27 protein-coding genes and 1 tRNA gene are annotated in these 22,705 nt (G+C 69.3%); 15 read left to right on the forward strand and 13 right to left on the reverse strand.

The genetic code is table 11. The features are described from left to right. Nucleotides 1-9: 9 nt before the first annotated feature. Together G6N48_RS21135 and G6N48_RS21140 are read left to right on the forward strand one after the other, a co-directional pair. Nucleotides 10-699, forward strand: coding sequence for a HemK2/MTQ2 family protein methyltransferase (locus G6N48_RS21135; RefSeq protein WP_085269115.1), 690 nt, complete (start codon nucleotides 10-12; stop codon nucleotides 697-699). Then, a complete protein-coding gene (locus G6N48_RS21140; RefSeq protein WP_085269116.1) occupies nucleotides 696-929 on the forward strand; it encodes a CDGSH iron-sulfur domain-containing protein in 234 nt (77 codons plus the stop codon). The genes G6N48_RS21135 and G6N48_RS21140 overlap by 4 nt, the downstream gene beginning before the upstream one ends. Here G6N48_RS21140 and G6N48_RS21145 read toward each other — a convergent pair. The 4 genes from G6N48_RS21145 to G6N48_RS21160 all read right to left on the reverse strand — a co-directional run bounded on the left by G6N48_RS21145 (nucleotide 926) and on the right by G6N48_RS21160 (nucleotide 5,028). Next, nucleotides 926-1,945, reverse strand: a complete 1,020-nt coding sequence (locus G6N48_RS21145; RefSeq protein WP_085269117.1) for an iron-containing redox enzyme family protein — start codon at nucleotides 1,943-1,945, stop codon at nucleotides 926-928. The genes G6N48_RS21140 and G6N48_RS21145 overlap by 4 nt on opposite strands. A 48-nt stretch (nucleotides 1,946-1,993) precedes the next feature. Continuing rightward, on the reverse strand, nucleotides 1,994-4,222 hold the full coding sequence (locus G6N48_RS21150; RefSeq protein WP_085269118.1) for a SpoIIE family protein phosphatase: 2,229 nt from the start codon (nucleotides 4,220-4,222) through the stop codon (nucleotides 1,994-1,996). A gap of 141 nt (nucleotides 4,223-4,363) precedes the next feature. Then, nucleotides 4,364-4,774 carry an anti-sigma regulatory factor gene (locus G6N48_RS21155; protein WP_085269119.1) on the reverse strand — a complete coding sequence of 137 codons (411 nt, stop codon included), beginning with the start codon at nucleotides 4,772-4,774 and terminating at the stop codon, nucleotides 4,364-4,366. Between the two features lie 107 nt (nucleotides 4,775-4,881). Next, complete coding sequence (locus G6N48_RS21160; RefSeq protein ID WP_161494209.1) at nucleotides 4,882-5,028, reverse strand: hypothetical protein; 147 nt, start codon at nucleotides 5,026-5,028, stop codon at nucleotides 4,882-4,884. A 169-nt stretch (nucleotides 5,029-5,197) separates the two neighbouring features. Between G6N48_RS21160 and G6N48_RS21165 the strand changes: the two genes are divergently transcribed. Both G6N48_RS21165 and G6N48_RS21170 read left to right on the forward strand, forming a co-directional pair. Then, nucleotides 5,198-5,566, forward strand: coding sequence for an STAS domain-containing protein (locus tag G6N48_RS21165; RefSeq protein ID WP_139825758.1), 369 nt, complete (start codon nucleotides 5,198-5,200; stop codon nucleotides 5,564-5,566). 97 nt (nucleotides 5,567-5,663) lie between these two features. Beyond that, nucleotides 5,664-6,164 (forward strand): DUF6328 family protein, encoded by a 501-nt coding sequence (locus tag G6N48_RS21170; protein WP_085269154.1) that lies wholly within the window; start codon nucleotides 5,664-5,666, stop codon nucleotides 6,162-6,164. Nucleotides 6,165-6,172: 8 nt separating this feature from the next. On the opposite strand, the gene G6N48_RS21175 is transcribed toward G6N48_RS21170, so the two are convergent. After that, nucleotides 6,173-6,859 carry an HAD family hydrolase gene (locus tag G6N48_RS21175; RefSeq protein WP_085269153.1) on the reverse strand — a complete coding sequence of 229 codons (687 nt, stop codon included), beginning with the start codon at nucleotides 6,857-6,859 and terminating at the stop codon, nucleotides 6,173-6,175. Nucleotides 6,860-7,230: 371 nt separating this feature from the next. On the opposite strand from G6N48_RS21175, the gene G6N48_RS21180 reads away from it, so the two are divergent. The 3 genes from G6N48_RS21180 to G6N48_RS21190 all read left to right on the forward strand — a co-directional run bounded on the left by G6N48_RS21180 (nucleotide 7,231) and on the right by G6N48_RS21190 (nucleotide 8,446). Then, complete coding sequence (locus G6N48_RS21180) at nucleotides 7,231-7,521, forward strand: hypothetical protein (protein ID WP_139825759.1); 291 nt, start codon at nucleotides 7,231-7,233, stop codon at nucleotides 7,519-7,521. Nucleotides 7,522-7,730: 209 nt separating this feature from the next. Beyond that, entirely contained in the window at nucleotides 7,731-8,030 is a 300-nt protein-coding gene (locus tag G6N48_RS21185) for a DUF4193 domain-containing protein (RefSeq protein WP_085269122.1), read from the forward strand. A gap of 35 nt (nucleotides 8,031-8,065) precedes the next feature. Continuing rightward, on the forward strand, nucleotides 8,066-8,446 hold the full coding sequence (locus G6N48_RS21190; protein WP_085269123.1) for a thiol-disulfide oxidoreductase DCC family protein: 381 nt from the start codon (nucleotides 8,066-8,068) through the stop codon (nucleotides 8,444-8,446). 27 nt (nucleotides 8,447-8,473) lie between these two features. On the opposite strand, the gene G6N48_RS21195 is transcribed toward G6N48_RS21190, so the two are convergent. The 4 genes from G6N48_RS21195 to ponA2 form a co-directional block, all read right to left on the reverse strand. Beyond that, nucleotides 8,474-8,547: transfer RNA gene (locus tag G6N48_RS21195), tRNA-Pro, on the reverse strand. A gap of 61 nt (nucleotides 8,548-8,608) precedes the next feature. Next, a complete protein-coding gene (gene cds1 / locus G6N48_RS21200; RefSeq protein WP_085269124.1) occupies nucleotides 8,609-9,733 on the reverse strand; it encodes an L-cysteine desulfhydrase Cds1 in 1,125 nt (374 codons plus the stop codon). Beyond that, a complete protein-coding gene (locus tag G6N48_RS21205) occupies nucleotides 9,730-10,689 on the reverse strand; it encodes a metallophosphoesterase (protein WP_085269125.1) in 960 nt (319 codons plus the stop codon). The genes cds1 and G6N48_RS21205 overlap by 4 nt, the downstream gene beginning before the upstream one ends. Nucleotides 10,690-10,764: 75 nt before the next feature. Continuing rightward, the gene (gene ponA2 / locus G6N48_RS21210) at nucleotides 10,765-13,191 is read right to left on the reverse strand and encodes a transglycosylase/D,D-transpeptidase PonA2 (RefSeq protein WP_085269126.1); all 2,427 of its coding nucleotides are present in this window, start codon (nucleotides 13,189-13,191) and stop codon (nucleotides 10,765-10,767) included. Nucleotides 13,192-13,551: 360 nt separating this feature from the next. Here ponA2 and G6N48_RS21215 point away from each other — a divergent pair, with 360 nt between their 5' ends. Next, complete coding sequence (locus G6N48_RS21215; protein WP_085269127.1) at nucleotides 13,552-13,902, forward strand: WhiB family transcriptional regulator; 351 nt, start codon at nucleotides 13,552-13,554, stop codon at nucleotides 13,900-13,902. A 280-nt stretch (nucleotides 13,903-14,182) separates the two neighbouring features. Here G6N48_RS21215 and G6N48_RS21220 read toward each other — a convergent pair whose 3' ends face one another. Both G6N48_RS21220 and G6N48_RS21225 read right to left on the reverse strand, forming a co-directional pair. After that, nucleotides 14,183-15,340, reverse strand: a complete 1,158-nt coding sequence (locus G6N48_RS21220) for an ArsA family ATPase (protein WP_085269128.1) — start codon at nucleotides 15,338-15,340, stop codon at nucleotides 14,183-14,185. Further along, nucleotides 15,337-16,359, reverse strand: coding sequence for an ArsA-related P-loop ATPase (locus G6N48_RS21225; protein ID WP_085269129.1), 1,023 nt, complete (start codon nucleotides 16,357-16,359; stop codon nucleotides 15,337-15,339). Before G6N48_RS21225 ends, G6N48_RS21220 begins: the two co-directional genes overlap by 4 nt. A gap of 75 nt (nucleotides 16,360-16,434) precedes the next feature. On the opposite strand from G6N48_RS21225, the gene G6N48_RS21230 reads away from it, so the two are divergent. From G6N48_RS21230 to G6N48_RS21240, 3 genes are read left to right on the forward strand one after another with little or no spacing between them, the layout of a single operon-like run. Then, nucleotides 16,435-16,596: a DUF4177 domain-containing protein gene (locus G6N48_RS21230; protein WP_007166633.1), complete on the forward strand. Its 162-nt coding sequence runs from the start codon at nucleotides 16,435-16,437 to the stop codon at nucleotides 16,594-16,596. A 13-nt stretch (nucleotides 16,597-16,609) separates the two neighbouring features. Next, nucleotides 16,610-17,074, forward strand: coding sequence for a RidA family protein (locus tag G6N48_RS21235; protein WP_085269130.1), 465 nt, complete (start codon nucleotides 16,610-16,612; stop codon nucleotides 17,072-17,074). Continuing rightward, nucleotides 17,071-17,862, forward strand: a complete 792-nt coding sequence (locus tag G6N48_RS21240; RefSeq protein WP_085269131.1) for an MBL fold metallo-hydrolase — start codon at nucleotides 17,071-17,073, stop codon at nucleotides 17,860-17,862. The genes G6N48_RS21235 and G6N48_RS21240 overlap by 4 nt, the downstream gene beginning before the upstream one ends. 107 nt (nucleotides 17,863-17,969) lie before the next feature. Here G6N48_RS21240 and crp read toward each other — a convergent pair whose 3' ends face one another. Continuing rightward, nucleotides 17,970-18,644, reverse strand: coding sequence for a cAMP-activated global transcriptional regulator CRP (gene crp, locus G6N48_RS21245; protein WP_044508824.1), 675 nt, complete (start codon nucleotides 18,642-18,644; stop codon nucleotides 17,970-17,972). 100 nt (nucleotides 18,645-18,744) lie between these two features. Continuing rightward, nucleotides 18,745-19,137 carry a hypothetical protein gene (locus G6N48_RS21250; protein ID WP_085269132.1) on the reverse strand — a complete coding sequence of 131 codons (393 nt, stop codon included), beginning with the start codon at nucleotides 19,135-19,137 and terminating at the stop codon, nucleotides 18,745-18,747. A 173-nt stretch (nucleotides 19,138-19,310) separates the two neighbouring features. Between G6N48_RS21250 and nth the strand changes: the two genes are divergently transcribed. The 4 genes from nth to marP are packed head-to-tail and all read left to right on the forward strand — an operon-like array spanning nucleotide 19,311 to nucleotide 22,703. After that, nucleotides 19,311-19,991, forward strand: a complete 681-nt coding sequence (nth, locus tag G6N48_RS21255) for an endonuclease III (RefSeq protein ID WP_139825764.1) — start codon at nucleotides 19,311-19,313, stop codon at nucleotides 19,989-19,991. Nucleotides 19,992-20,020: 29 nt separating this feature from the next. Next, nucleotides 20,021-20,668, forward strand: coding sequence for a TlpA family protein disulfide reductase (locus G6N48_RS21260; protein WP_085269134.1), 648 nt, complete (start codon nucleotides 20,021-20,023; stop codon nucleotides 20,666-20,668). Nucleotides 20,669-20,697: 29 nt separating this feature from the next. Next, on the forward strand, nucleotides 20,698-21,498 hold the full coding sequence (locus tag G6N48_RS21265) for an NUDIX hydrolase (RefSeq protein WP_085269155.1): 801 nt from the start codon (nucleotides 20,698-20,700) through the stop codon (nucleotides 21,496-21,498). Nucleotides 21,499-21,509: 11 nt separating this feature from the next. Beyond that, on the forward strand, nucleotides 21,510-22,703 hold the full coding sequence (gene marP / locus G6N48_RS21270; RefSeq protein WP_139825762.1) for an acid resistance serine protease MarP: 1,194 nt from the start codon (nucleotides 21,510-21,512) through the stop codon (nucleotides 22,701-22,703). Nucleotides 22,704-22,705: the final 2 nt, after the last annotated feature.

A 22,705-nucleotide genomic window follows, 5' to 3' on the forward strand; every position in this document is an offset into this window, starting at 1 on the left:
AGGCCAATAGTGACAACCATTTATCCCGACCCCGCGGTGTCCGCCGCGCGCAACGTGTATCAGCCGCAAGAGGACTCCCGTTTACTTGTGGACGCGATGCACCAGAGCGCGCTCATCCCCGGACGGCGCGTCCTCGACCTGTGTACGGGAAGCGGCTTCGTGGCCATCGCCGCCGCCGAGCTGGGAGCCGCCGGAGTCACGGCCTTCGACATCTGCCCACACGCGGTCGACTGCTCACGGGGCAATGCCGCCGTCGCCGGCCGGCTGGTCGACGTGCGTCGGGGAACCTGGATCGAAGCTCTGGAGCTGGCGCCGTTCGACGTCGTGGTGTCGAACCCGCCTTACGTGCCGACCCCGCCCGCCGACGACACCGACATGATCCACCCGGCGGCCGGGCCGTCGTGGGCCTGGAACGCCGGGCCCGACGGCCGCATGGTGTTGGACCCGCTGTGCGAGGCGGCCCCGAAGCTGTTGTGCGACGGCGGCACCCTGCTGCTGGTCCATTCGGCGCTTGCCGGTGTGCGGCAGTCGCTGGACACGCTGAAGTGGGCCGGCATGGACGCCGAAGTCATTGCCAGCAAATGGATCCCGTTCGGACCCGTGCTGAGGGCGCGGGCCCGCTGGCTCGAAGAGGTCGGCCTGATCCCCCGTGGGCGCCGGGAGGAGGAGCTGGTGGTGATCCGGGCGGACAAGAGATGAGCGCCACCCGGGTGCAAGTGGTGCCGAACGGGCCCGTACTGGTTTCGGGCCCGGTCCGCATCGAGATGCCCGACGGCGACGTCGTCGAGTCCGACCGTTTCATGGTGGCGATCTGCACCTGCCGGCGCAGCGACGACTACCCGTTGTGCGACACCAGCCATCGGCGCTGCCGCAACGTCTCGGCGGCGCCGGAACGTCTCGGCGATCGAATCGAGCGGGAAGCCCGCTAGTCCAGCGGCTTGCGCAGCGAGCTCTGACCCTGCTCCCACGACGCCATGAGGCGTTCGGCCAGCCGGTTTTCCACCGCCGCGTGCGCGCGGATCCCGAACACCACGTCGCGGTCGAGGTGCGGCTCCCGCGCGACGAGGTCGCCGACGACCGCGGTGCGGACCACCTGCTCGTGCACCGCATCGGCCTCGACGTGCTCGCTGTAGAACCGCACGCACTCCTGCGGCGCCCGCATCCGCCGCAGCGCGACGACGAAGCGGCGCGACCCCGGCGGCGAGGTGATCTCCGTCGACGCGAAGTGCCCTATTGCCGCCGCGCGCAACGACCGGTGCAGCCCGAACATCGACATGAGATTGACCGCCGCCAACGACTCGGCCGCGACGGCGTCGACGTAGTGCAGGTAGGTCGGGTCGAGGCCGGCTGCGACCATCAGGTCGGCGAACAGCTGCTGGTGCAGGCGCTGCGGTTGCCCGGCGCCGTACTCGTCGAACTCCACGGCGACGAAGGCCGCTTTGGCCCCGCCCAGCAGGCGCGGGATGGCCCAGGCGTGTGGGTCGCCCTCTTTGAGGTGGTACACCGAGCGGTGCACGAACAGTTCGCGCATCTGCTCCCAGGTTCCGTTGTCGCGCAGGTGGTATGACGGACCCGTGCCGTCGGCGGGCTCGACCGAGATCGCGTCCATCTCCGCGGCCGCCGTCCGGTCGGGCTCGATGGGGCCGACGTCGCGGCGCACACCCGCCAGGAAGACCCGCTCCAGTTCGGCACGCAATGCCAGCAACGCCGGATTCCACTCCCAGGCGGGGTCGACCCCGGCGAACCCGCGGTAGTGCAGCTCGTAGCACATGCACAGCGCCAACTGCAGATCCAGGCCGTAGGGATCGGAGTCGCGCACGGACGTGCCGCTGCGGACGAGCTGGTCTCGTGAGGACGGCGCGGCCAGTGCCTGCCGAACGGCTGTCGACAACGGGCCGTGCGCCGCCGGCAGGACGGGTTCGACCGTGGTGGATGCTCGGGTCACGCCGATGTCTACCCGCCACGCCGGGGCCGCAAACGGCGCGGACGCTTGCTACTTGCCAGACCGGGCCGCCGGCGTGGGCAGCCGGAAGCTGACGTGCGCGGTGGTCCCGGTCGCGGCGCGGTCGATTTCCAGGGCATCGCTGATCGCTCTGATCAGCAACAGCCCGCGCCCGCTGTTGCCCGGGTGCTCGGCGGGCTTTTTCCACGAGCCGAAGTCGGCGATTCGCGCGCGCACCTCGCCGCCGCCGATCTCGGCGTCCAGCACCATTGTCCCGGCGGCACGGCTCGCGTACGCGTGTTCGACACAGTTGGTGCACGCCTCGCTCACGACCAGCACGACGTCGGCGGCCAACTCCTCGGGCACCTCGTTGGCCCGCAGCCATGCGGCGAGCCGATGCCGGACCATCACCAATTGCTCTGCGCGCGCGTCGCTTTCGATGTGCAGTGGCGTCCGCCGGTGCCGGTAGATCACCATCGCCACGTCGTCATCGTAGCCGGCCGGCGGCGACAACTCGCGAAGCATGGTGTCCGCGACCGCATCCAGCGGCATCGTCTGGGTCTTGACCAGAACGGCTGCGGCGCGGTCGATCCCGTCATCGATGGACTCGCGTTTGCGTTCGACCAGTCCGTCGGTGAACACCATCAGCGTGCAGCCGGGCGGCAGCACCCGGGTGGTTTGCGGGCGCGGCCGGTTGCGGCGCACGGCCAGCGGCACCGACGAGGCGTCGGTCAACAGGGTGGTGACCCCGGGCTCGGGCCCGGCGAGGACGGCCGGCATGTGGCCCGCGTTGCTGTACTGCAAGACGCCGGACCCGGTGTCCAGGATGGCCAGAAAGACGGTGGTGCAATAGGCGTTCGGGATGAGCGATGCCGCCGAGTCGAGCTGCTCGAGCAGAACGGCGGGCTGTGCGCCGTTGATCAGCAACGCCCGCGCGGAGCTGCGTAGTTGCCCCATGATCGCCGCCGCGGGCAGGCCGCGGCCGACGCAGTCGCCGACCACGATGCCGATGCGGTGCTCCCCGATCGGCAGCACGTCATACCAGTCGCCGCCGATCTCCAGGGGTGGCACCGCGGGCTCGTAACGCACGGCGAAACCCGGTGGCGGCTGCAGCGGCGGCAGCATCGCGCGCTGCAGCGTCAGTGACGTCTCGCGGGCGCTCTCGAACTGGCGGACGTGCTGCATGGCCAGACTGAGGTGCCCGACGAGCACCGTGATCAGCAGCCGGTCTTCGGCGCTCACCCAGCGCGGGGAGCGCAGCTGCAGCCATAGCGCCAGATCGCCCGCACCCGAGAGCACCGCGACCAGTCCCTGTGCCTTGCCGGGGGCATCGGGCCGCTCGACCGTCCGGGCGGTCAGCGGCAACTGGTGACGCGCGTCGGCGAAGACGTCGCGCAACCAGGACTCGAGAGTGTGCCACCGTGTTTCGGCAGGCTCGCCCGCCACCTGGACCGCCGGCTCTCCTTCGCCGCCCGGCCAGGACACCGCGATCACGCGCTGCACGTCGATCGTCGTGCTGCACTCGTCGAGCGTGATCGCCAGCAGCTCGTCCACGCTCTTGGCGACGGCCACCGCGGTGGCCAGTCGCAGCACCGCGCTCTCGCGGGCGGCGAAGGCCCGTTCGGCGGTGACGTCGCGGACCGTCCCCACGTATACGTCGCGTTCGCCCGCCGCCTCGTTGACCGCGTTGATGCTGACCGTCACCCACGCCAGGTGACCGTCGCGGTGCCGGATCGGTGTCTCGTAGGTGGTGGCCCCGACGCTTCGGACCAGCAGTTGTTGTTGCCGCGCGGCGCTTGTGTCCACCAACCACGGGTGTGGCCACCGGTAGGGCAGGCCCTCGGCGGGATAGCCGAGGATCTCGGCGAAGGCGCTGTTCATGTCGACCACCGATCCTTCGTGGTCGGCGACGAAGAAGCCCTCTTGCAGCGAATTCACCAAGGCGGTGCGAAATCGGTCCCGATCGGCGAGATCCTCGGCGCGGGCCCGCTGTTCCTCGTAGCGCCGCGCGCCATCGAGGAACCCGCGGGTCGCGACGTCGAGCGGGGCCAGCGTCTGCAACAGGAACTCCAGGGCCGCCGGCCTGTCCACGGCGGACTTCGCCGCCAGCTCGCGCACCAGCAGGAAGTGATGCTCGACGATGTCGAGCACGCTGATACGTTCCTGCAGGGCCCGCCGCCCGAGCTCCTGGCCGACGGCCAGGGTGTCCTCGCCGCGCGCCTGCAGAAAGGTGCGCAGTGCGCCCACATAGTCGGCGAGGAAGTCGTCTGTCTGCGTCATGCCGAGGATCCCGGGGGGCGCGGCGCCGCAGGCACGACGGCGTCGTCGCTCTGCTTGGCATTCTTCAAACGCAAATCGCCGGCGCGAGCCGGAATCGACTGTGTCGGAACCGTTCCGGGGATGGGCCCGAAACGGGCGTTCTCAGGCACCGGGCGGCACCCACTTCCACATCTCGACCACCGTGCCCTTGCCGAGCGTGGAGTCGACGATCAGCCGGTCCATCAGGCGCCGGGCGCCGGGCAGGCCCATCCCGAGGCCGCGACCGGTCGAATAGCCGTCCTCGAGCGCACGGCCGACGTCGGCGATACCGGGGCCGTTGTCCTCGGCGCGCACCACCAGGCACTTGCGGCCCTCGCGGTCGGCCACGGCGACCCGGACGGCGCCGCGACCGGCGTAGCTGGTGATGTTTCGCGCGACCTCGGAGATCGCGGTGGCGATCATGGTGACGTCGGTCATCGAGAACCCGAGATCGAGGGCGAGTTGATGTCCGGCTTGGCGCGCCGCGACGATGTCGTCGGAGGTGTTGATGTCGATGACGATGTCAGCCGCCATCGCCGCGCCCGATCGTCGACTTATGTTGTGCCGGTAGGTCGGCTCGGAAAGGGATCGCACCCTGCTTCAGGATTGGTACCGGCATGAATCGCTCGCGGTCGTCCCGCTCACCCGGTTTGTCCGCCGGTACGGCCGGCCCCGTAGCCCAGCAGGCGCTCGGCTTCGTCGACGCCGGCCACAAGCGCGGACGCGGCGACCGTGCACGCCGGGCGGTTGGGCAGCCGGCCCTGATATCTGACGGGCGAAACTGACATATGGCCTCCCGAGGCCTCCCGAATACGCGTCGCGCTCCCGCGGTGGCCCATCCTTTTGCGAGACTAGCCCGGGTGGTCGCCTGGCAGGTGCCTAGGGCTTATTCTTCTCGCAGTTCGGCGTGGCAGGCTAGGCTTGCAGCACGCTCGAGGCCGAGACGAAGGATTGCCATTGTCAGCTCCTGATTCGATTACTACGTTGGTTGAGGACCACGACGGAGTGTCGGTGGTCAGTGTCAGCGGCGAAATCGATCTGGTGACCGCTCCCGCGCTCGAACAGGCGATCGGTACGGTTGTCGCGGAGAGTCCGACGGCCCTGGTCATCGATCTGTCCGCCGTGGAGTTCCTCGGTTCGGTAGGGCTGAAGATCCTGGCCGCCACCTACGAGAATCTCGGCACGGCCGCGGGTTTCGGAGTGGTCGCCCGCGGTCCGGCCACGCGGCGGCCCATCCACCTGACCGGGCTGGACAAGACCTTCCCGCTGTATTCGACGCTGGACGATGCGCTGACCGGCGTGCGCGACGACAACCCCGGCCAGTAGCCCCTGTTCGCCCGGAACGCGCGAACGCATTCCAAACCGGTGCAGCGCAAGCCTGTTTGACGACTTCCGAGTACTCCGTGGTGCGATGATGATAGTCATGGATGTCGATCGCCCCGAAGACGACCAGCAGTGGGACCGGCGGCAGCGTGGTGAAACGGAAATCCAACGGCTGGACCGTAATTGGAACAGCCTGCTGCAGGAACTGCGGGTGGTGCAAACCGGCGTGCAACTGCTCACCGGGTTCCTGCTGACGCTGCCTTTCCAGCAGCGGTTCGACGTGCTCGACTCGCCCATGCGGACCGTGTACCTGGCGACGGTCGCCTGCTCGGTGGGCGCGACGGTGTTGCTGATCGCCCCGGTGGCCATGCACCGGCTGCTGTTCCGGCGCCATCGCGTTCACGTGCTGGTGTCGGCCGCGCACCGATGCGCCTACGCCGGACTCGGCCTGCTCGGTATGGCACTGACCGGGGTCACGATCATCGTCTTCGCGGCGGTGTCGGGAAGCGACGCGGCGCTGATCGCGGGGGCGTGCGCGCTGGCGTTGTTCACGTTCTGCTGGTGGGCACTGCCGCTGGCGCTGCGCACCCGCGGGATGTGACGCCAGGTTTAGCGCTTGGCGGCCAGTGCGCCGATGCTGGTCGAGTCCAGGTTCTCGAGCAGATCCTGGGCGTCGTCGAAGAGGGGTGCCGCCCCGGCGGCCTGCAGTTCGGCACGGGCGATGCCGCCGCTGAGCACCCCGATGCACGGTAAACCCGCGCCGGCCGCGGCGTGGGCGTCCCACACGGCGTCGCCGACGAAGACGGCATGGGCGGCGTCCACGCCCGCCCGGTCCAGCGCCACCTCAACGATGCCGGGCTCGGGTTTGGCGGTGTCGACGTCGCGCGACGACGTCGTTTCGGAGATGACGTCGTCGCAGTCGAGCGCCTTGAGCAGGGCCTCGAGCTCGTCCTCGGGTGCCGACGTCGCCAGGACCACCTGCAACCCCAGATCGGCCACCCTGCGCAGCAACTCCCGCGCACCCGGCAACGGCGCCAGCAGCGGTATGAGCTCACGGTAGTAGCGGCTGTGCGCATCGCTGAGCCGCTCGGCAACCTCATCGGGGGCGTCGCCGGACAACGCGCTCACCAGCCGGGAGCCGTCCATGCCGATGCAGCGGTGGATCTTCCAGGCGCCCACGCGGATGCCTTCGTCGTGGAACGCGCGTTGCCATGCGTAGACGTGCAGATAGTTGGAGTCGATGAGCGTTCCGTCGACGTCGAACAGGACAGCGGGCTTGCCGCCGCCGGGACTCAGCGGACACTCCTGTGCCCGACACCCGTGCGCGATCGCAACGGCTTCTGAGACATCTGTGACATCTGGGCGGCATACCCACGCCGGCGCACCCTGACACCGGGCGGCCGGACGAGTTTTGCGGTTGCACGCGGCGGGCAACCGCCGTCCGGGTCTCGCGCTCAGGTGTGCAAACCCCGTCCCGGGTACTCGGGTAGCCCCTCGGTCTGCCGACCGACGTCCCGTCCGTCATCGAATGGCTTGCTGCGCAGTCCTTTTCACGAGGAGAGAGCTCCCCGCCGCCGGCCAGCAGCTGATCGGTTCGATTTGCCGGCAGCCACGCCCGGCGGACGCGGCGTGTTTAGCCATCAGCGGCGACCGGGTACCAATACGGCATGTCCGTTGTGTCAAGTACGTTGCTGCCGGCGGACGACCTCGTACGCTACGAGCCCGTCGGCGGCTGTTCTCAGAATCTCCCCCGTGCCCAGGGTGTCCGCCTCTCCGGCGTCGTGGCCGCGGCGGTCTGGGCGATCGGGGTGGTCGTCGGCCTGGTTGCGTTGACGGCCGGGCACCCGGGCGTGGCCCTCGCGGCCCTGGTGGTCGGCGTGGCGGCGCCGTGCGTCGGGGTTGCGTGGTTGCTGCGCGAGGAAGCGGCGACCCAACCGGGTCCTCGCTGCGCCCACTGATCCCCGGCCTTCCCCGGCCCTCTGACCCCCGGCGTTGCACCGCACCACCCGCGGTTTTCGGGCGGGCGGCCCAATCTTGACTTCGATGAACTTTTTTTCGCTCGGATGCGTGTAGTCAGCATCCGAACGGGGTAATGCCTGCGCCACGGGTGACTACTAGGGAAGTGCGTCAACCCGCCTTCGAGAGGCTCTGAGAGGAAGGAACTCCCATGGCGACCGTGAGCGACTATGACGCACGCCGTGTGACCGACATCGACCAGGACAAGTCCCCGCTGCGGGACCTGGCGCCGACCCTGCAGGGTTCGGCCACGGTGGTCATCGACGAGGACCCCAATGACCTCAACTTCTTCGAGTTGCCCGGCGCGGACCTGTCCGCCGAGGAGCTGACGGTGACCGTGATTCCGCAACGGTCCGACGAGTTCACTTGCCCGAGTTGCTTTTTGGTGCAGCACCGCAGCCGCCAGCGCCGCTCCGGCTCCGGTCTCTCGGTCTGCGCCGACTGCGCGTAGGTCGCCGCCCGCCGGCCCGGCCGTAGACTGGGTTGATGAGCGGCACCCTCGCTTTCGACGGGCGTTGCGGGATGTGCACGCGGGCCGTCAACCGACTGGCCCGGTGGGATCGCACCGGCGCCCTGACGATCGAGCCGTTCCAGAGCCCCGAAATCGCCGACCGGATCGCGGTGCGGGCCGACCGACTGCGCGAATCGGCGTGGTGGTTGGACTCGTCCGGCGAAATCTTCTCCGGCGCGCACGCCATGAACGCGGCCCTGGCCGCGGCGCTCGGCACCCCGCTGCCCCTGCGGGTCTACCGGCTGCCAGGTGTCGGCGCCGTGCAGGACGCCGTCTACCGGTGGGTCGCGACACACCGGTCTCGCTTCCGCGGAGCGATGCCGCTGTGCGAGGCCGACCCGCAGCGCTGCGCATAGCCGCCGCCGGCCGGCCATCCACCGAAGTCGGGGTGGCGGGATTCGAACCCACGGCCTCTTCGTCCCGAACGAAGCGCGCTACCAAGCTGCGCCACACCCCGCTTGAAGCTTCGACAGCCTATCGCACCGGCCTGGCGGCTGACCAAATCGCGATGTGGCGGGTCACTTCCAGACGCACGAACGCTCGAACTCCACCAGCGCCTCGGCGGGGCCGGTCGGGTCGAGTCCCTGCGCGCCCACCCACTCGTCGCTGAAGTAGGTGTCGGCATAGCGGTCACCGCTGTCGGCGAGCAGGGTGACCACCGATCCGCTGCGCCCCTCGGCCACCAGCTCCGCGAGCAGGCCGAACGCACCCCACAGGTTGGTGCCCGTCGACGGCCCCACCCGCCGGCCCAGCACGGCGCTGACGTGGCGGGCGGCGGCGATGGACGCCGCGTCGGGCACCGCCACCATCCGGTCGACCACGCCGGGCAGAAACGACGGTTCCACCCGCGGCCGGCCGATACCCTCGATGCGCGACGACACGGGCATCACAAGGTGGTCTAGGTCGTTCCGACCTGAGGCGTAGGCGGGGAAAAACGCCGAGTTCTCCGGGTCGACGACGCACAACCGGGTCGCGTGCCGCTTGTAGCGGATATACCGGCCGATCGTCGCGCTGGTTCCCCCGGTGCCCGCGCCCACCACGATCCATTCCGGGACCGGATGTCGCTCGTCGCGCATCTGCTCGTAGATCGACTCGGCGATGTTGTTGTTGCCCCGCCAGTCGGTGGCGCGTTCGGCGTTGGTGAACTGATCGAGGTAATGCCCCCCGGTTTCGTGGGCGAGGCGCTCGGCCTCCGCGTAGACCTCGCTGGAGTTCTGCACGAAATGGCAGCGGCCGCCCTGGGCTTCGATCAGCGCCACCTTCGACGAGCTGGTGGCCGCCGGCATCACGGCGATGAACGGCAGGCCCAGCATGGCCGCGAAGTAGGCCTCCGACACCGCCGTCGAGCCGGAGGACGCCTCGACCACCGTGGTGCCCTCGCCGATCCACCCGTTGCACAGCGCATACAGGAACAGCGAGCGCGCCAGCCGGTGCTTGAGGCTGCCGGTGATGTGCGTCGTCTCGTCTTTGAGGTACAACGCGACGTGAGCGTCGGGGCTGGTGGTGCTCCAGGCCGATGGCAGCGGGTAGCGCAGCAGGTGGGTGTCGGCGCTGCGACGGGCGTCGGCCTGGATCAGCCGGATCGCGTTGTCGGTCCAGTGACGCGAACGGCTACGGACCGCGATCCGCGCCCCGCCGGTCAACGCACGGAAGCTGTTGGCTGCGAACGGCTCAGGTCGCTGGTCGCATCCCGGTCGCCCATCGGGGCGGCGATCAACGTCAGCAGGGTCGCCTCGGGCCGGCAGCAGAAGCGGACCGGGGCGAACGGCGAGGTGCCCAGCCCGGCGGAGACGTGCAGCGCCATGTTCGCGCCCCAGCGCGACGGCCCCTTGGCGCGGGACCGGTCCAGCCCGCAATTGGTCACCAGGGCGCCGTAGAACGGCAGGCACACCTGCCCGCCGTGGGTGTGGCCGGCCATCACCAGCTGGTAGCCGTCGGCGGCGAAGCGGTCCAGCACCCGCGGCTCCGGCGAGTGCGTCAGTCCCAGCCGCAGGTTGGCGGCCGGGCTCGCAGGCCCGGAGATCGCGTCGTAGCGGTCGCGGTTGATGTGCGGGTCGTCCACGCCCGCGGCGGCGATATGCAGGCCGGCCACCTCGAACTCGCGGCGGGTGTGGGTCAGGTCCAGCCACCCGCGTTCGGTGAACGCCGCCCGCAGGTCCTGCCACGGCAGCGGTTCGCCGCGGACCCGGTGCGACGGGTTGGTCACGTAGTTCAGCGGGTTCTTCAGCCGGGGACCGAAGTAGTCGTTGCTGCCGAAGACGAACACCCCCGGTCGCGACAATAGGTCGCCCAGGGTCTGCACCACCGCGGGCACCGCCTTGGGGTGCGCCAGGTTGTCGCCGGTGTTCACCACCAGGTCGGGTTCCCAGTTGGCCAGCTCGCGCAACCAGGCCTGTTTGCGGCGCTGGTTGGGCGTCATGTGCAGATCACTGATGTGCAGCACCCGCAGCGGTGTGGACCCCGGCGAGAGGACCGGCATGGTGATCTCGCGCAGGACGAACGCGTTGCGCTCGACGATCGAGGCGTAACCGATCCCGGCGGCGGTCGAGCCGACCGCAACAGCGCCGGTGCGAATCAAGGCGGGCAGAACGTTAGCCATGCAGGAAGCCTACTGCCGCTCGCGAAATAGCGGCCGCATCGCAGCGTATTTCCTGCGCCACAGTGTCTTCGGGCCCTACGGGGGCGGCTGTCCCGGCGGAGGGGGAGGCGCCAGCAGCGGGATGGTGATCGGCGGCAGCCCGGGAATCTCCACGACCTGCGATCCCATCGGCGGCGGAGCGCCTTCCGGCGGCGGAGGCGGCGCCGGCGGGATGCCGTTGCTGACCTGGATCGTGACGATGGACCCCGGAATGGTCTGGCCGCTCGGCGTCGTCCCGACCACCTCGCCCAATTCCGCGCTGCTGTTGACCGAGTTGGTCTGGTCGGCGACCTGGAAGCCGGCGTCTTTGAGCCGCTGGCGCGCGGCATCCACCTTCAGGCCCGCGACGCTGGGGACCCGGGAGGCCGGTGAGCCGTCGACGTAGCGCGGGTCGGTCGGCGGCAGTACCACCGGCCCGAAGTTGGTGGCGATCGGCTTCATCGCCGTGAACCAGGTGCGGGCAGGTTCGTTGCCGCCGTAGAGGTCACCGTCGCCGCAGTGCCGCAGCGGCGACGAGCACAGGTCGGTCGGGTTGGGGGAGTCGTCGTAGATGTAGTTCGCCGCCGCGTAGTGGCTGGTGAATCCCACGAAGCCCGACGAGCGGTGCGCCTCGGTGGTCCCCGTCTTACCGGACACCGGAAGGTCCCAGCCCGCGGCGCTCGCCGAACCCGCCGCGGTGCCCCCGCCCAGCGCGTCCTTGCTCATCGCATTGGCCAGGGTGTTGGCCAGCCCCTCGGGCACCACCTGATCGCACGTCTCGGTGGTGACCGCGACCTCGTTGCCGTGCCGGTCGTAGAGCTTGTCGATCGGGTTCGGCGGGCACCACACGCCGCCGCTGGCCAGCGTTGCCGCGACGTTCGACAGCTCCAGCGCGTTGACCTCGATGGGCCCGAGGGTGAAGGATCCGATGTTCTGCCGCTTGACGAAGTCGGCGAGGCTCTCGTTGCTGTCCGGGTTGTAGGTCCTGGCCGTGCCGGGATCCGCGTAGGAACGCAGGCCCAGCTTGATGGCCATGTCCACGGTGCGCGTCACCCCCACCTGCTGGATCAGTTTGGCGAACGCGGTGTTGGGCGAGGTGGCCAGCGCGTCGGTCACGTTCATCGAGCCCCGGTAGTTACCGGCGTTGACCACGCACCAGTAGTCCTTCGGGCACCCCTTGGCGCCACCGCTTCCCATCCCCTTGGCCTGGAACCGGCTCGGGACCTCGAGCGTGGCGTTGGTGCCCATGCCCATGTCCAGCGCCGCAGCGGTGGTGAAGATCTTGAAGACCGATCCCGCGCCGTCTCCGACCAGCGAGAACGGTTGGGGGCGCATCGTCTGGCCGGCGTCGGTGTCCAGGCCGTAGGTGCGGTTGCTGGCCATCGCCATCACCTTGTGGGAGTCCTTGCCCGGCCTGATCACGCTCATGACGCTGGAGATGCCCGCCAGCGTCGGGCTGGCGAACTTGTCGATCGCCGTCTTGACGGGAATCTGCACGTCCGGGTCCAGCGTGGTGCGGATCAGGTAGCCGCCCCGGGCCACCTGTTCCTTACTGATGCCCGCACGCGACAGGTACTCCTGGACGTAGTCGCAGAAGAAGGCGCGGTCGCCGGCCGCGATGCAGCCGCGGGGCAATTCGTTGGGCTGCGGCAGCACGCCCAGCGGCGTCGCCTTGGCGGCCCGCAGCGCATCTTCCTCCTGCGGGATGTTCTCGATCATCGTGTCCAGGACCACGTTGCGGCGGGCCAGCGCGCCGTCGGGGTTGGTGTAGGGGTTCAGGGCGCTGGTCGACTGCACCATGCCGGCCAGCAGCGCCGCCTGCTGCCAGTTCAGCTCCGAGGCGTTGACGCCGAAGTACGTCTGCGCCGCGTCCTGCACGCCGAACGAACCGTTACCGAAGGACACCAGGTTCAGATACCGGGTCAAGATCTCGGGTTTGGTGAAGGTTTTGTCCAGCGTGAGCGCCATGCGGATCTCGCGCAGCTTGCGCGCCGGGGTGGTCTCCACGGCGGCCCGCTTCTCCGCGTCGGTCTTCGCGGTGACCAGCAGCTGGTAGTTCTTGATGTACTGCTGCTCGATCGTCGAACCGCCCCGGGTGTCGACGTCGCCGCGCGCGTAGCCCGCCAGGCCGGTCAGGGTGCCTTTCCAGTCCACCCCGTTGTGTTCGGCGAACCGCTTGTCCTCGATCGAGACGATCGCCAGCTTCATGGTGTTGGCGATCTTGTCGCCGGGCACCTCGAACCGGCGCTGGGAATACAGCCAGGCGATGGTGTTGCCCTTCGCGTCGACCATGGTCGACACCGCGGGCACCTCGCCCTGCAGGAGCTGCGCCGAGCCGTTGGCCACGACCTCGGACGCGCGATTCGACATCAACCCGAACCCGCCTGCCAGCGGGAACAGCAGCGCGGTGGCCAGGACGCTGGCCAGTAGACAGCACCCCACGAGCTTGAGGACGGTGAGGGCGGCCGGCGGGCGGTCTGACATGGCTACCAGATTAGCGGCCCCGGAACACCCCGCCACGCTGCGAGTTCTCGGATCTCTTCCGCCGCCGCCGCGCGCCGCCGTACTATCGAGGTTGCAGAAATTAGTGGTTCCGTCATCACTCGGTTACCAGGTCGAGATGCGCTCGACCGCGTTGGGTCTTAGTCTTCTCTCTACAGACTGCACGGGCGTCCCAAAAAAAGCGTTATCAGACTGTTGCGCAATTGGCACCTGACCACCTAACTTATACACACGGTGAGATTCAGATAACACCGAAGTGCACAGTGTGGCGTAGATCGCAGCTGGGGTCTGCACCCGAGGAGGGCGGTCGCTGACAAGCGGCCGGGAGGAAGGGAACGACACGTGTCAGGATCACGGCCTGCCGCGCGTAGGACAAACAACGCGGCTCAACCAGGCTTTCTACGCAGCGTGGATTCTGAAGACCGCATCGCCTGGGTTTCCCAGGCACTCTGCCGTACCACGGACCCGGACGAGCTGTTCGTCCGAGGCGCAGCGCAGCGCAAGGCCGCGGTCATCTGCCGGCACTGCCCGGTGATGCAGGAGTGCGGCGCGGACGCATTGGACAACAAGGTCGAATTCGGAGTCTGGGGCGGCATGACCGAGCGGCAGCGCAGGGCCCTGCTCAAGCAGCACCCCGAGGTGGTCTCGTGGGCCGACTTCTTCGACAAGAAGAGGGGCCGCGGCGTCGGATAGTCTGAATCGCGACCATGTGCCGGGGGGCCGGTCGCGAAGGATTCCACGACGTCGCCGTAGTCCGTCATTACTTTTCTGTTACAGCCGCAGCTCCCTTGATCAGCGCCGATCGGGAGCGGTGTCGCTTATTGGCTTGTGACGAACGGCGTTTCGTCCGGCCGGCTTCTCAGCGTCCCGCTGCGCGGGACGCCTCGGCGCCGACTTCTGCCGATGGGCCGGCTTCTCAGCGTCCCGCTGCGCGGGACGCTTCGGCGCCGACTTCTGCCGATGGGCCGGCTTCTCAGCGTCCCGCTGCGCGGGACGCTTCGGCGCCGACCGAAGTGATCTGGTCGGCGAGCGCACGCAGCGCCTCGAGATCCGAAACGTCGAACGGCAGCGACGGCACCCCGACGACCGGCACGTGCGGGTGCGCGCCGGTGAACCGGGACAGCAGCCTGATCTCTCGTCGGGCCGTCTGAGCGCGGTCGGCGTGAATCCGCAGCATCGCGGAGGTCAGCGGAGCGGCTTCGGAATCCGTGCTCGCATCCAGTGTTTCGCTGCCGTCGATGGCCCGCTCGGCGGGCAGCGCGCACAGCATCGGATGGGTGCGGTTCAAGACGAGCCCCGCCAGCGGCATCCCCTCCTGGGACAGCCGGTCGACGAAGAACGCCGCCTCGCGCAGTGCGTCGGGCTCGGCCGCCGACACGACAACGAACTGGGTGCCACGTCTTTTCAGCAACGCGTAGGTGCGATCGGCCTTCTCGCGGAAGCCACCGAACGTCGCATCCAGTGACTGCACGAACGCCGCCGCGTCGCCCAGCATCTGGGAACCGAGCACGGTGGACATCGCCTTCATCGCCAAACCCATTGCGCCGGTTACCAATCTGCCGATGCCGCGCCCCGGCGCCAGCAGTAGCCGCCACAGGCGGCTGTCCATGAAGCTGCCCAACCGCTTCGGCGCGTCCAAGAAGTCCAGCGCGTTGCGCGACGGCGGGGTGTCCACCACCACCAGGTCCCACCGGTCCTCGGCGAGCAGCTGACCCAGCTTCTCCATCGCCATGTACTCCTGCGTGCCGGCGAGCGAGCTGGCCACCGTCTGGTAGAACTGGTTGTCCAGAATCGCCTGCGCCCGGCCGGTCCCGGAGTACTGGACCACCATCTCGTCGAATGTCCGGCGCATGTCGAGCATCATCGCGTGCAGCTCACCGGTCACCTCTGGAGCCAAGGGCACCCGCTGCGGTGTGTTGCCGAGGTCGTTGACGCCAAGCGCCTGGGCCAGGCGCTTGGCGGGGTCGATCGTCAAAACGCAAACGTGGCGGCCGTATTCGGCCGCGCGCAACGCGATCGCGGCCGCGGTGGTGGTCTTGCCCACACCGCCGGCGCCGCAGCACACCACCACACGGTTGGCGGTGTCGGCCAAAATGGCCGCCATGTCAAGAGCTTTCGGCGCGGTGCTCATCGGACCCCCTGTTGGGCAAGCGAATCGGATAGTTCGTAGAGGCTCCCGAGGTCGACACCGTCGGAGATCGCCGGCAGCTCCAGGCGCGGCACGTGCAACGCGTCGAGTTGCTGGGCCGTCTCGGCGCGCGCGGCCATTCGCGTTGCGTGCTGGATGGTTTCGGTCAGCAGGCCGGCGAAATCGGTGTCGTCGAGTGCGATGCCGGCCATCTTCAACCCGGCCCGCACCGAGTCCACGTCGACGTCACCCTCGGCGGCCTTGGCCAGGTCACCGGGCTCCAGGAACGCCGGGATGTTGCGGTTCACGATGACGCTGCCGATGGGCAGCTCCATCTCCGCGAGCTCCTCGATGGCCTCCAGCGTCTCCTGAACGGGCAACGCCTCCAGCAGCGTCACCAGGTGAATGGCGGTCTGATCGGAGTGCAGCAGCTTCACCACGCCCTCGCTCTGCGAGTGCACCGGCCCGCCTTTGGCCAGGTCGGACACGGCTTTGGTGACATCCAGGAAGCGCGCGATCCGCCCGGTGGGTGGCGCGTCGACAACCACCGCGTCATACACGGGGAGCCGGTTCTTGTCGACGCGCACCACCGACTCCTTGATCTTTCCGGTGAGCAGCACGTCGCGCAGACCGGGGGCGATGGTGGTCGCGAACTCGATGGCGCCGATGCGGCGCATGGCCCGGCCCGCGATGCCGAGGTTGTAGAACATGTCGAGGTATTCCAGGAACGCGGCCTCGATGTCGATGGCCAGCGCGTTCACCTGGCCGCCCCGCTCGGCGGTGGCGATCTTGAGCTCCTCGTACGGCAGCGGCGGCACGTCGAACAGCTGCGCAATCCCTTGGCGCCCTTCGACTTCCACAAGCAGAACCTTGCGCCCGCCCGCCGCCAGGGTCAGCGCCAGCGCAGCCGCGACCGTCGACTTACCCGTGCCGCCCTTGCCCGTCACGAAATGTAGACGGGCCTTCGACAGGCGCGCCGGCCAGCCGACGAGACCGCCGCCGCTAGATGTGTTTGCCACCATCGCATGCTAGCCCGAGCGCGATATGGCCCCTGGGCAGGCCAGAGGCGCTCATGCGCGGGCGATAAGCTCGGCCCCATGAGCCAACCGACCGCGTGGGAGTACGTCACCGTCCCGCTGCTGACGCACGCCACCAAGCAGATCCTCGACCAGTGGGGCGCCGACGGCTGGGAGCTGGTCTCCGTGCTGCCCGGTCCCACCGGCGAGCAGCACGTCGCCTATTTGAAGCGCCCCAAGTAGCGGGGCGGTCTGGATGGGTGCATCCGAACGGCTCGGGCAGCTCAATCTCGCGCTTCCGGACGTCGTCGCGCCGCTGGCCGCGTACGTGCCGGCCGTCCGGACCGGCAACCTGGTCTACACGGCAGGTCAGCTGCCGATGCAGGCCGGGAGTCTGGTGGGCACCGGCAAGGTCGGCGCGGACGTCAGCCCCGACGAGGCCAAGGCGATGGCGCGGATCTGCGCGCTCAACGCGCTGGCGGCGGTCGACTCCGTGGTGGGAATCGACGCGGTGACCCGGGTGGTCAAAGTCGTCGGCTTCGTCGCGTCCGCCCCCGGATTCAACGGCCAGCCCGCCGTCGTCAACGGGGCGTCGGAACTGCTGGCAGAGGTCTTCGGCGACGTTGGCGCGCACGCGCGTTCGGCGGTCGGGGTGTCCGAGCTGCCGCTGGACGCGCCGGTGGAGGTCGAGCTGATCGTGGAGGTCGGCGCACGGCCGTGACCGAGGCTCCCGAGTCGCTGACCCACCCCGCATACCGCCGGCTGCGGGCGGTCACTAGCACGGCCTCGGTGCTGCTGGCCGACAACCCCGGGCTGCTGACCCTGGAGGGAACCAACACCTGGGTGCTGCGGGGGCCGCGCAGCGACGAGGTGGTGATCGTCGACCCGGGGCCCGACGACGACGAGCACCTCGACCTGCTCGCCGCGGTCGGTCGTGTGGCGCTGGTGCTGATCAGCCATCGGCACGGCGACCACACCGACGGCATCGACAAACTGGTCGAGCGGACCGGCGCGCCGGTCCGCTCGGCGGGCAGCGGGTTCCTGCGCGGGTTTTCCGCCGAGCTGATCGACGGCGAGGTCATCGACGCCGCGGGGCTGAAGATCACGGTGCTGTCGACGCCCGGCCACACCGCCGACTCGTTGTCGTTCGTGCTCGACGACGCCGTGCTCACCGCGGACACCGTGCTGGGTCGCGGCACGACCGTCATCGACAGAGAGGACGGGAGCCTGGCCGACTATCTCGAGTCGTTGCAGCGGCTGCGCGGTCTGGGCCGGCGGACCGTGCTGCCCGGGCACGGACCCGAACTGCCGGATCTGAGCGCCGTCGCGTCGGGATATCTCACCCACCGCCACGAACGCCTCGCGCAGGTGCGGGCGGCGCTGCGCGATCTGGGCGACGACGCCTCCGCCCGCCAGATCGTCGAACACGTCTATGTCGACGTCGACGAGGAGCTCTGGGATGCGGCCGAATGGTCCGTGCAGGCGCAGCTGAACTACCTGCGCAGCTAGCGGCCCCGGCGAGCGCGCTCAGATGTACCCCGTATGCGGCGTGTCGCCGTGCAGACACGCGCGCTCGAGGGCCGGCGCGCGCCCAACGCGCTCGGCGGGCCAGCCGCTCAACGCGCTCGGCGGGCCAGCCGTTCGGAGTCCGAGATCAGCACGCTCTTGCCCTCCAGGCGGATCCAGCCGCGGTGGGCGAAATCGGCCAGCGCCTTGTTGACCGTCTCGCGCGAAGCGCCCACCAGCTGGGCGATCTCCTCCTGCGTGAGGTCGTGGGTGACGCGCATCGCGCCACCTTCCTGCGTGCCGAAGCGCTGGGCCAGCTGCAGCAGCTGCTTGGCGACCCGGCCCGGCACGTCGGTGAAGATGAGGTCGGCCAGGTTGTTGTTGGTGCGGCGCAAGCGGCGGGCCAGCACCCGCAGCAGCTGCTCGGCGATCTCGGGACGATCGGCGATCCACGCGCGCAGGGCGTCGCGGTCCATGGACACCGCCCGCACCTCGGTGATCGTGGTCGCGCTGGACGTCCGGGGGCCCGGGTCGAAGATCGAGAGCTCGCCGAACATGTCCGACGGGCCCATGATGGTGAGCAGGTTCTCGCGGCCGTCGGGCGAACGGCGGCCGATCTTCACCTTGCCCGAGACAATGATGTACAACCGGTCGCCCGGCTCACCCTCGGCGAATACCGTGTGTCCGCGTGGGAAGTCGACGGGTTGAAGTTGTTTGGTCAGTGCGGCGACTGCGCCGGGCTCAACCCCTTGGAAGATTCCTGCCCTTGCCAGGATCTCGTCCACTTTGCCTCTTCAGCTTTCGAATTATGTGATTCGAGCAGGCCAACCCCGTGCTCGTGTGACGTAAGTCTAGAGGTAAGCCCAATGTGTCCAACGTGCCACGCTACACACGATTGACGTCCCGAGTCCCGTTAAATTGCGGATTCATGGGCGAATAGCTGCGGTTTCGCGTCGGCAACCGCGGCTCGTCCAGGGCGGCGAAATCGGTGGCAAACAGCGGCGCGGCGTAGCTCGGGGCGGCGTGTCGGCCGGCCGGCAGGGCTTCGGGCCCGCGCCGGGCCTCGCACCGGTGCAGGTATTCCACCGCCTCGGGCATGCCTTCACGGGCCAGCTCGCGAACGTCGACAGCGCGTGCGCCGTCGACGAACTCGTCCACGCCGCTCGACGCGGCGTCGCGGACAAGGTCTGTTTCCAACCGGCCCAGACCGAGCGCCGCAAGCATGAGTAGCCCCGGAACGCAGGCCACGAGCAACCATGACACAAGGGAAGTAAACAGGTCCTTGCATCAACACGGGGTCTCGGCGAGATTACGAAATCAGTACTCTGTCGTAGGTGACAGCGGCGAAGTCGTCCAGGCGTTCGAAAGCGGCACCGGCCCGGCCCGTCGACGACCTCGCCCGGCGCTGGTCCGAGGAAACCCCGACCGGCCTGGTGCGACGGGCGCGCCGGATGAATCGCGCGCTCGCGCAAGCCTTTCCGGACGCGCACTGTGAACTGGACTTCACCACGCCGCTCGAGCTCACGGTGGCCACCATCCTGTCGGCCCAGAGCACCGACAAGCGGGTCAACCTGACGACGCCGGCGCTGTTCAAGCGGTACCGGTCGGCGCTGGACTACGCGCAAGCCGACCGCGCCGAACTGGAGAACCTCATCCATCCCACGGGTTTCTTCCGCAACAAGGCCACGTCGCTCATCGGGCTCGGGCAGGCGCTCGTCGAACGGTTCGGCGGCGAGGTGCCGTCGACCCTGGACGAGCTGGTGACGCTGCCCGGGGTGGGGCGCAAGACCGCCAACGTCATCCTGGGCAACGCCTTCGGCGTTCCGGGAATCACCGTCGACACCCACTTCAAGCGGTTGGTGCAGCGCTGGCGCTGGACCACCGCCGAGGACCCGGTCAAGATCGAGCACGCGGTCGGTGCGCTGATCGAACGCCGCGAGTGGACAATGCTGAGCCATCGCGTGATCTTCCACGGCCGGCGGGTGTGTCACGCCCGCAAGCCCGCGTGCGGGGTGTGCGTGGTCGCCAAGGACTGCCCCTCCTTCGGCCTGGGCCCCACGGATCCGCTGCTGGCCGCGCCGCTGGTCCGCGGCCCCGAAACCGAGCACCTGCTGGCCCTGGCGGGCCTGTAGACGCCGCGCGCACAGACGACCGCCGAACGATGCCGACGTTGTCCCGCAGAACGCGCTGGCAGATCGCGATCCTGGCCGTGGTGGCGGCGCTGACGGGGGCGCTGGTCGCCCAGCTGCGCGACGACGCCCAGCCTCCCGGGACTGCCCACACGATGGCCGACCGCGAACATCGCGACGCCGACACGGCGGCCGCGCTGGCCGGTCCCCGGCAAAGCGCCGACCTGCCGCCCTGCCCGGCGGGCGGCGTCGCCCCCGGCCCCCCGGCGCTGCGCGGGGTGACCGCGGACTGCGCGGCCGACGGGTCCACCGTCGACGTCGCGCGCGCGCTGGCCGGACGCCGGGTCGTCCTCAACTTCTGGGCGTACTGGTGCGCGCCGTGCATCACCGAACTTCCCGCCATGGCCGAGTACCAACGACGCGTGGGCCCGGACGTGTTGGTGGTGACCGTGCATCAGGACGAGAACGAGACCGCGGCCCTGTTGCGCCTCGCCGAGCTGGGAGTTCGGCTGCCGACGCTGCAGGACGGTCGTCGCCGGGTCGCCGCGGCGCTGCGGGTGGCAAACGTGATGCCCGCGACGGTGGTCCTGCGACCGGACGGTAGCGTTGCGCAGACGCTACCGCGGCCATTCGCCACTGCCGACGAGATCGCGGCCGCGGTCGGAACCGACACGGGATAAGCCGGGCAAGTGAATTCGTGGGAGGCGCGGTGAGTAGTGGGGGAGCGCCCATGCACAGCGGCAAGCCCACCCACGCGCGGACGTCGGCCACGCCGGCGCCCGACGCCAGCCCGGCCTGGCTGCGCCCGCTGCTCGACAACCTCGATGCGATCCCTGACGCCTACCGGCGCCGGCTGCCGCCCGACGTGCTGGAGATGATCACCACCACCGCCGCGTCCACCAGGGGGTCCGCGCGCGAGGCCGCCGTCCTGGTGTTGTTCTCGGGCCCGGAGTCCGGACCCGCGCACGGCGGTGTGCCCGACGACGTCGACCTGTTGGTCACCGTGCGCGCGTCGACGCTGCGCCACCACGCCGGCCAGGCGGCGTTCCCGGGCGGTGCCGCCGACCCCGACGACGACGGCCCGGTGGACACCGCCCTGCGCGAGGCGCACGAGGAGACCGGAATCGACCTGTCGAGGCTGCGTCCCCTGGCCACCATGGAGCGGGCGTTCATCGCGCCGTCGGAATTCCACGTCGTGCCCGTCCTGGCGTACTCGCCGGACCCCGGGCCGGTGGCCGTCGTCAACGAGGCCGAGACGGCCATGGTCGCACGGGTTCCGTTGCGCGCGTTCATTAATCCGGCGAACAGGCTCATGGTCTACCGCGGCGACCTCGGCCGGCGCTGGTCCGGGCCGGCGTTCTTGTTGAACGAGATGCTGGTCTGGGGATTCACCGGCCAGGTGATCTCCGCGATCCTGGACGTGGCCGGCTGGGCCCGGCCCTGGGACACCGGTGACGTGCGTGAATTGGACGCCACGATGGCGCTGGTCGGCGGCGGGACCCGCGGATGAACATGAACTCGATGACCCCGTCGCAGTGGCTCGACGTCGCGGTGCTGGCCGTCGCCTTCATCGCGGCGGTCTCGGGCTGGCGTTCCGGCGCGCTAGGATCGTTGCTGTCGTTCGTGGGCGTGCTGCTGGGCGCGATCGCGGGTGTGCTGCTGGCGCCGCACCTGGTCGCGCATATCGCGGCGCCCCGCGCCAAGCTGTTCACCGCCCTGTTCTTGATCCTCGCCCTGGTGGTCGTGGGCGAGGTCGCGGGCGTGGTGCTGGGACGGGCCGTGCGCGGCGCGATTCACAGTCGCACAATCCGATTGGTCGACTCGATCATCGGCGTGGGTGTCCAGTTGGTGGTGGTGCTGACCGCGGCGTGGTTGCTGGCGACGCCGCTGACGCAGTCCAAGGACCAGCCGGAGCTGGCGTCGGCGGTTAAGGGTTCGCGGGTGCTGGCCCGCGTCAACGAGGTCGCGCCCCCCTGGCTCAAGACGGTGCCCAAGCGGCTCTCGGCGCTGCTGAACACGTCCGGCCTGCCGGCGGTGCTCGAGCCCTTCAGCCGCACGCCGGTGGTGCCGGTCGCGTCGCCGGACCCGGCCCTGGCCAACAACCCCGTCGTGCTGGCCACGGCACCCAGCGTCGTGAAGGTGCGCAGCCTGGCCCCCAGCTGTCAGAAGGTGTTGGAGGGCAGCGGATTCGTCATCGCGCCCGACCGCGTGATGACCAATGCGCACGTGGTGGCCGGGTCCAGCAGCGTGCAGATCTACGCGAGCGGCAATCCCCTCGACGCCACCGTCGTCTCCTACAACCCGTCGGTCGACATCGCCATCCTGGCGGTCCCCAACCTGCCGCCGCCACCGCTGGCCTTCGCTCAGGCCGAGGCGAAGAACGGCCAGAGCGTGGTGGTCCTCGGCTATCCCGGCGGCGGCAATTTCACCGCGACGCCGGCCAGGATCCGCGAGGCCATCAAACTCAGCGGTCCGGACATCTACCGGGACCCACAACCGGTGACCCGCGACGTGTACACGATCAGGGCCAGTGTGGAGCAGGGCAATTCGGGGGGACCGCTGATCGACCTCGACGGCCACGTGCTGGGCGTGGTGTTCGGTGCGGCCGTCGACGACCCCGACACCGGGTTCGTGCTGACGGCCGACGAGGTGGCCGGTCAGCTCTCCAAGATCGGCGACACCCAGCAGGTGGCCACCGGCACCTGTGTCAGCTGACG

The sequence above is a fragment of the Mycobacterium parmense genome, assembly GCF_010730575.1.
Taxonomy (GTDB): domain Bacteria; phylum Actinomycetota; class Actinomycetes; order Mycobacteriales; family Mycobacteriaceae; genus Mycobacterium; species Mycobacterium parmense.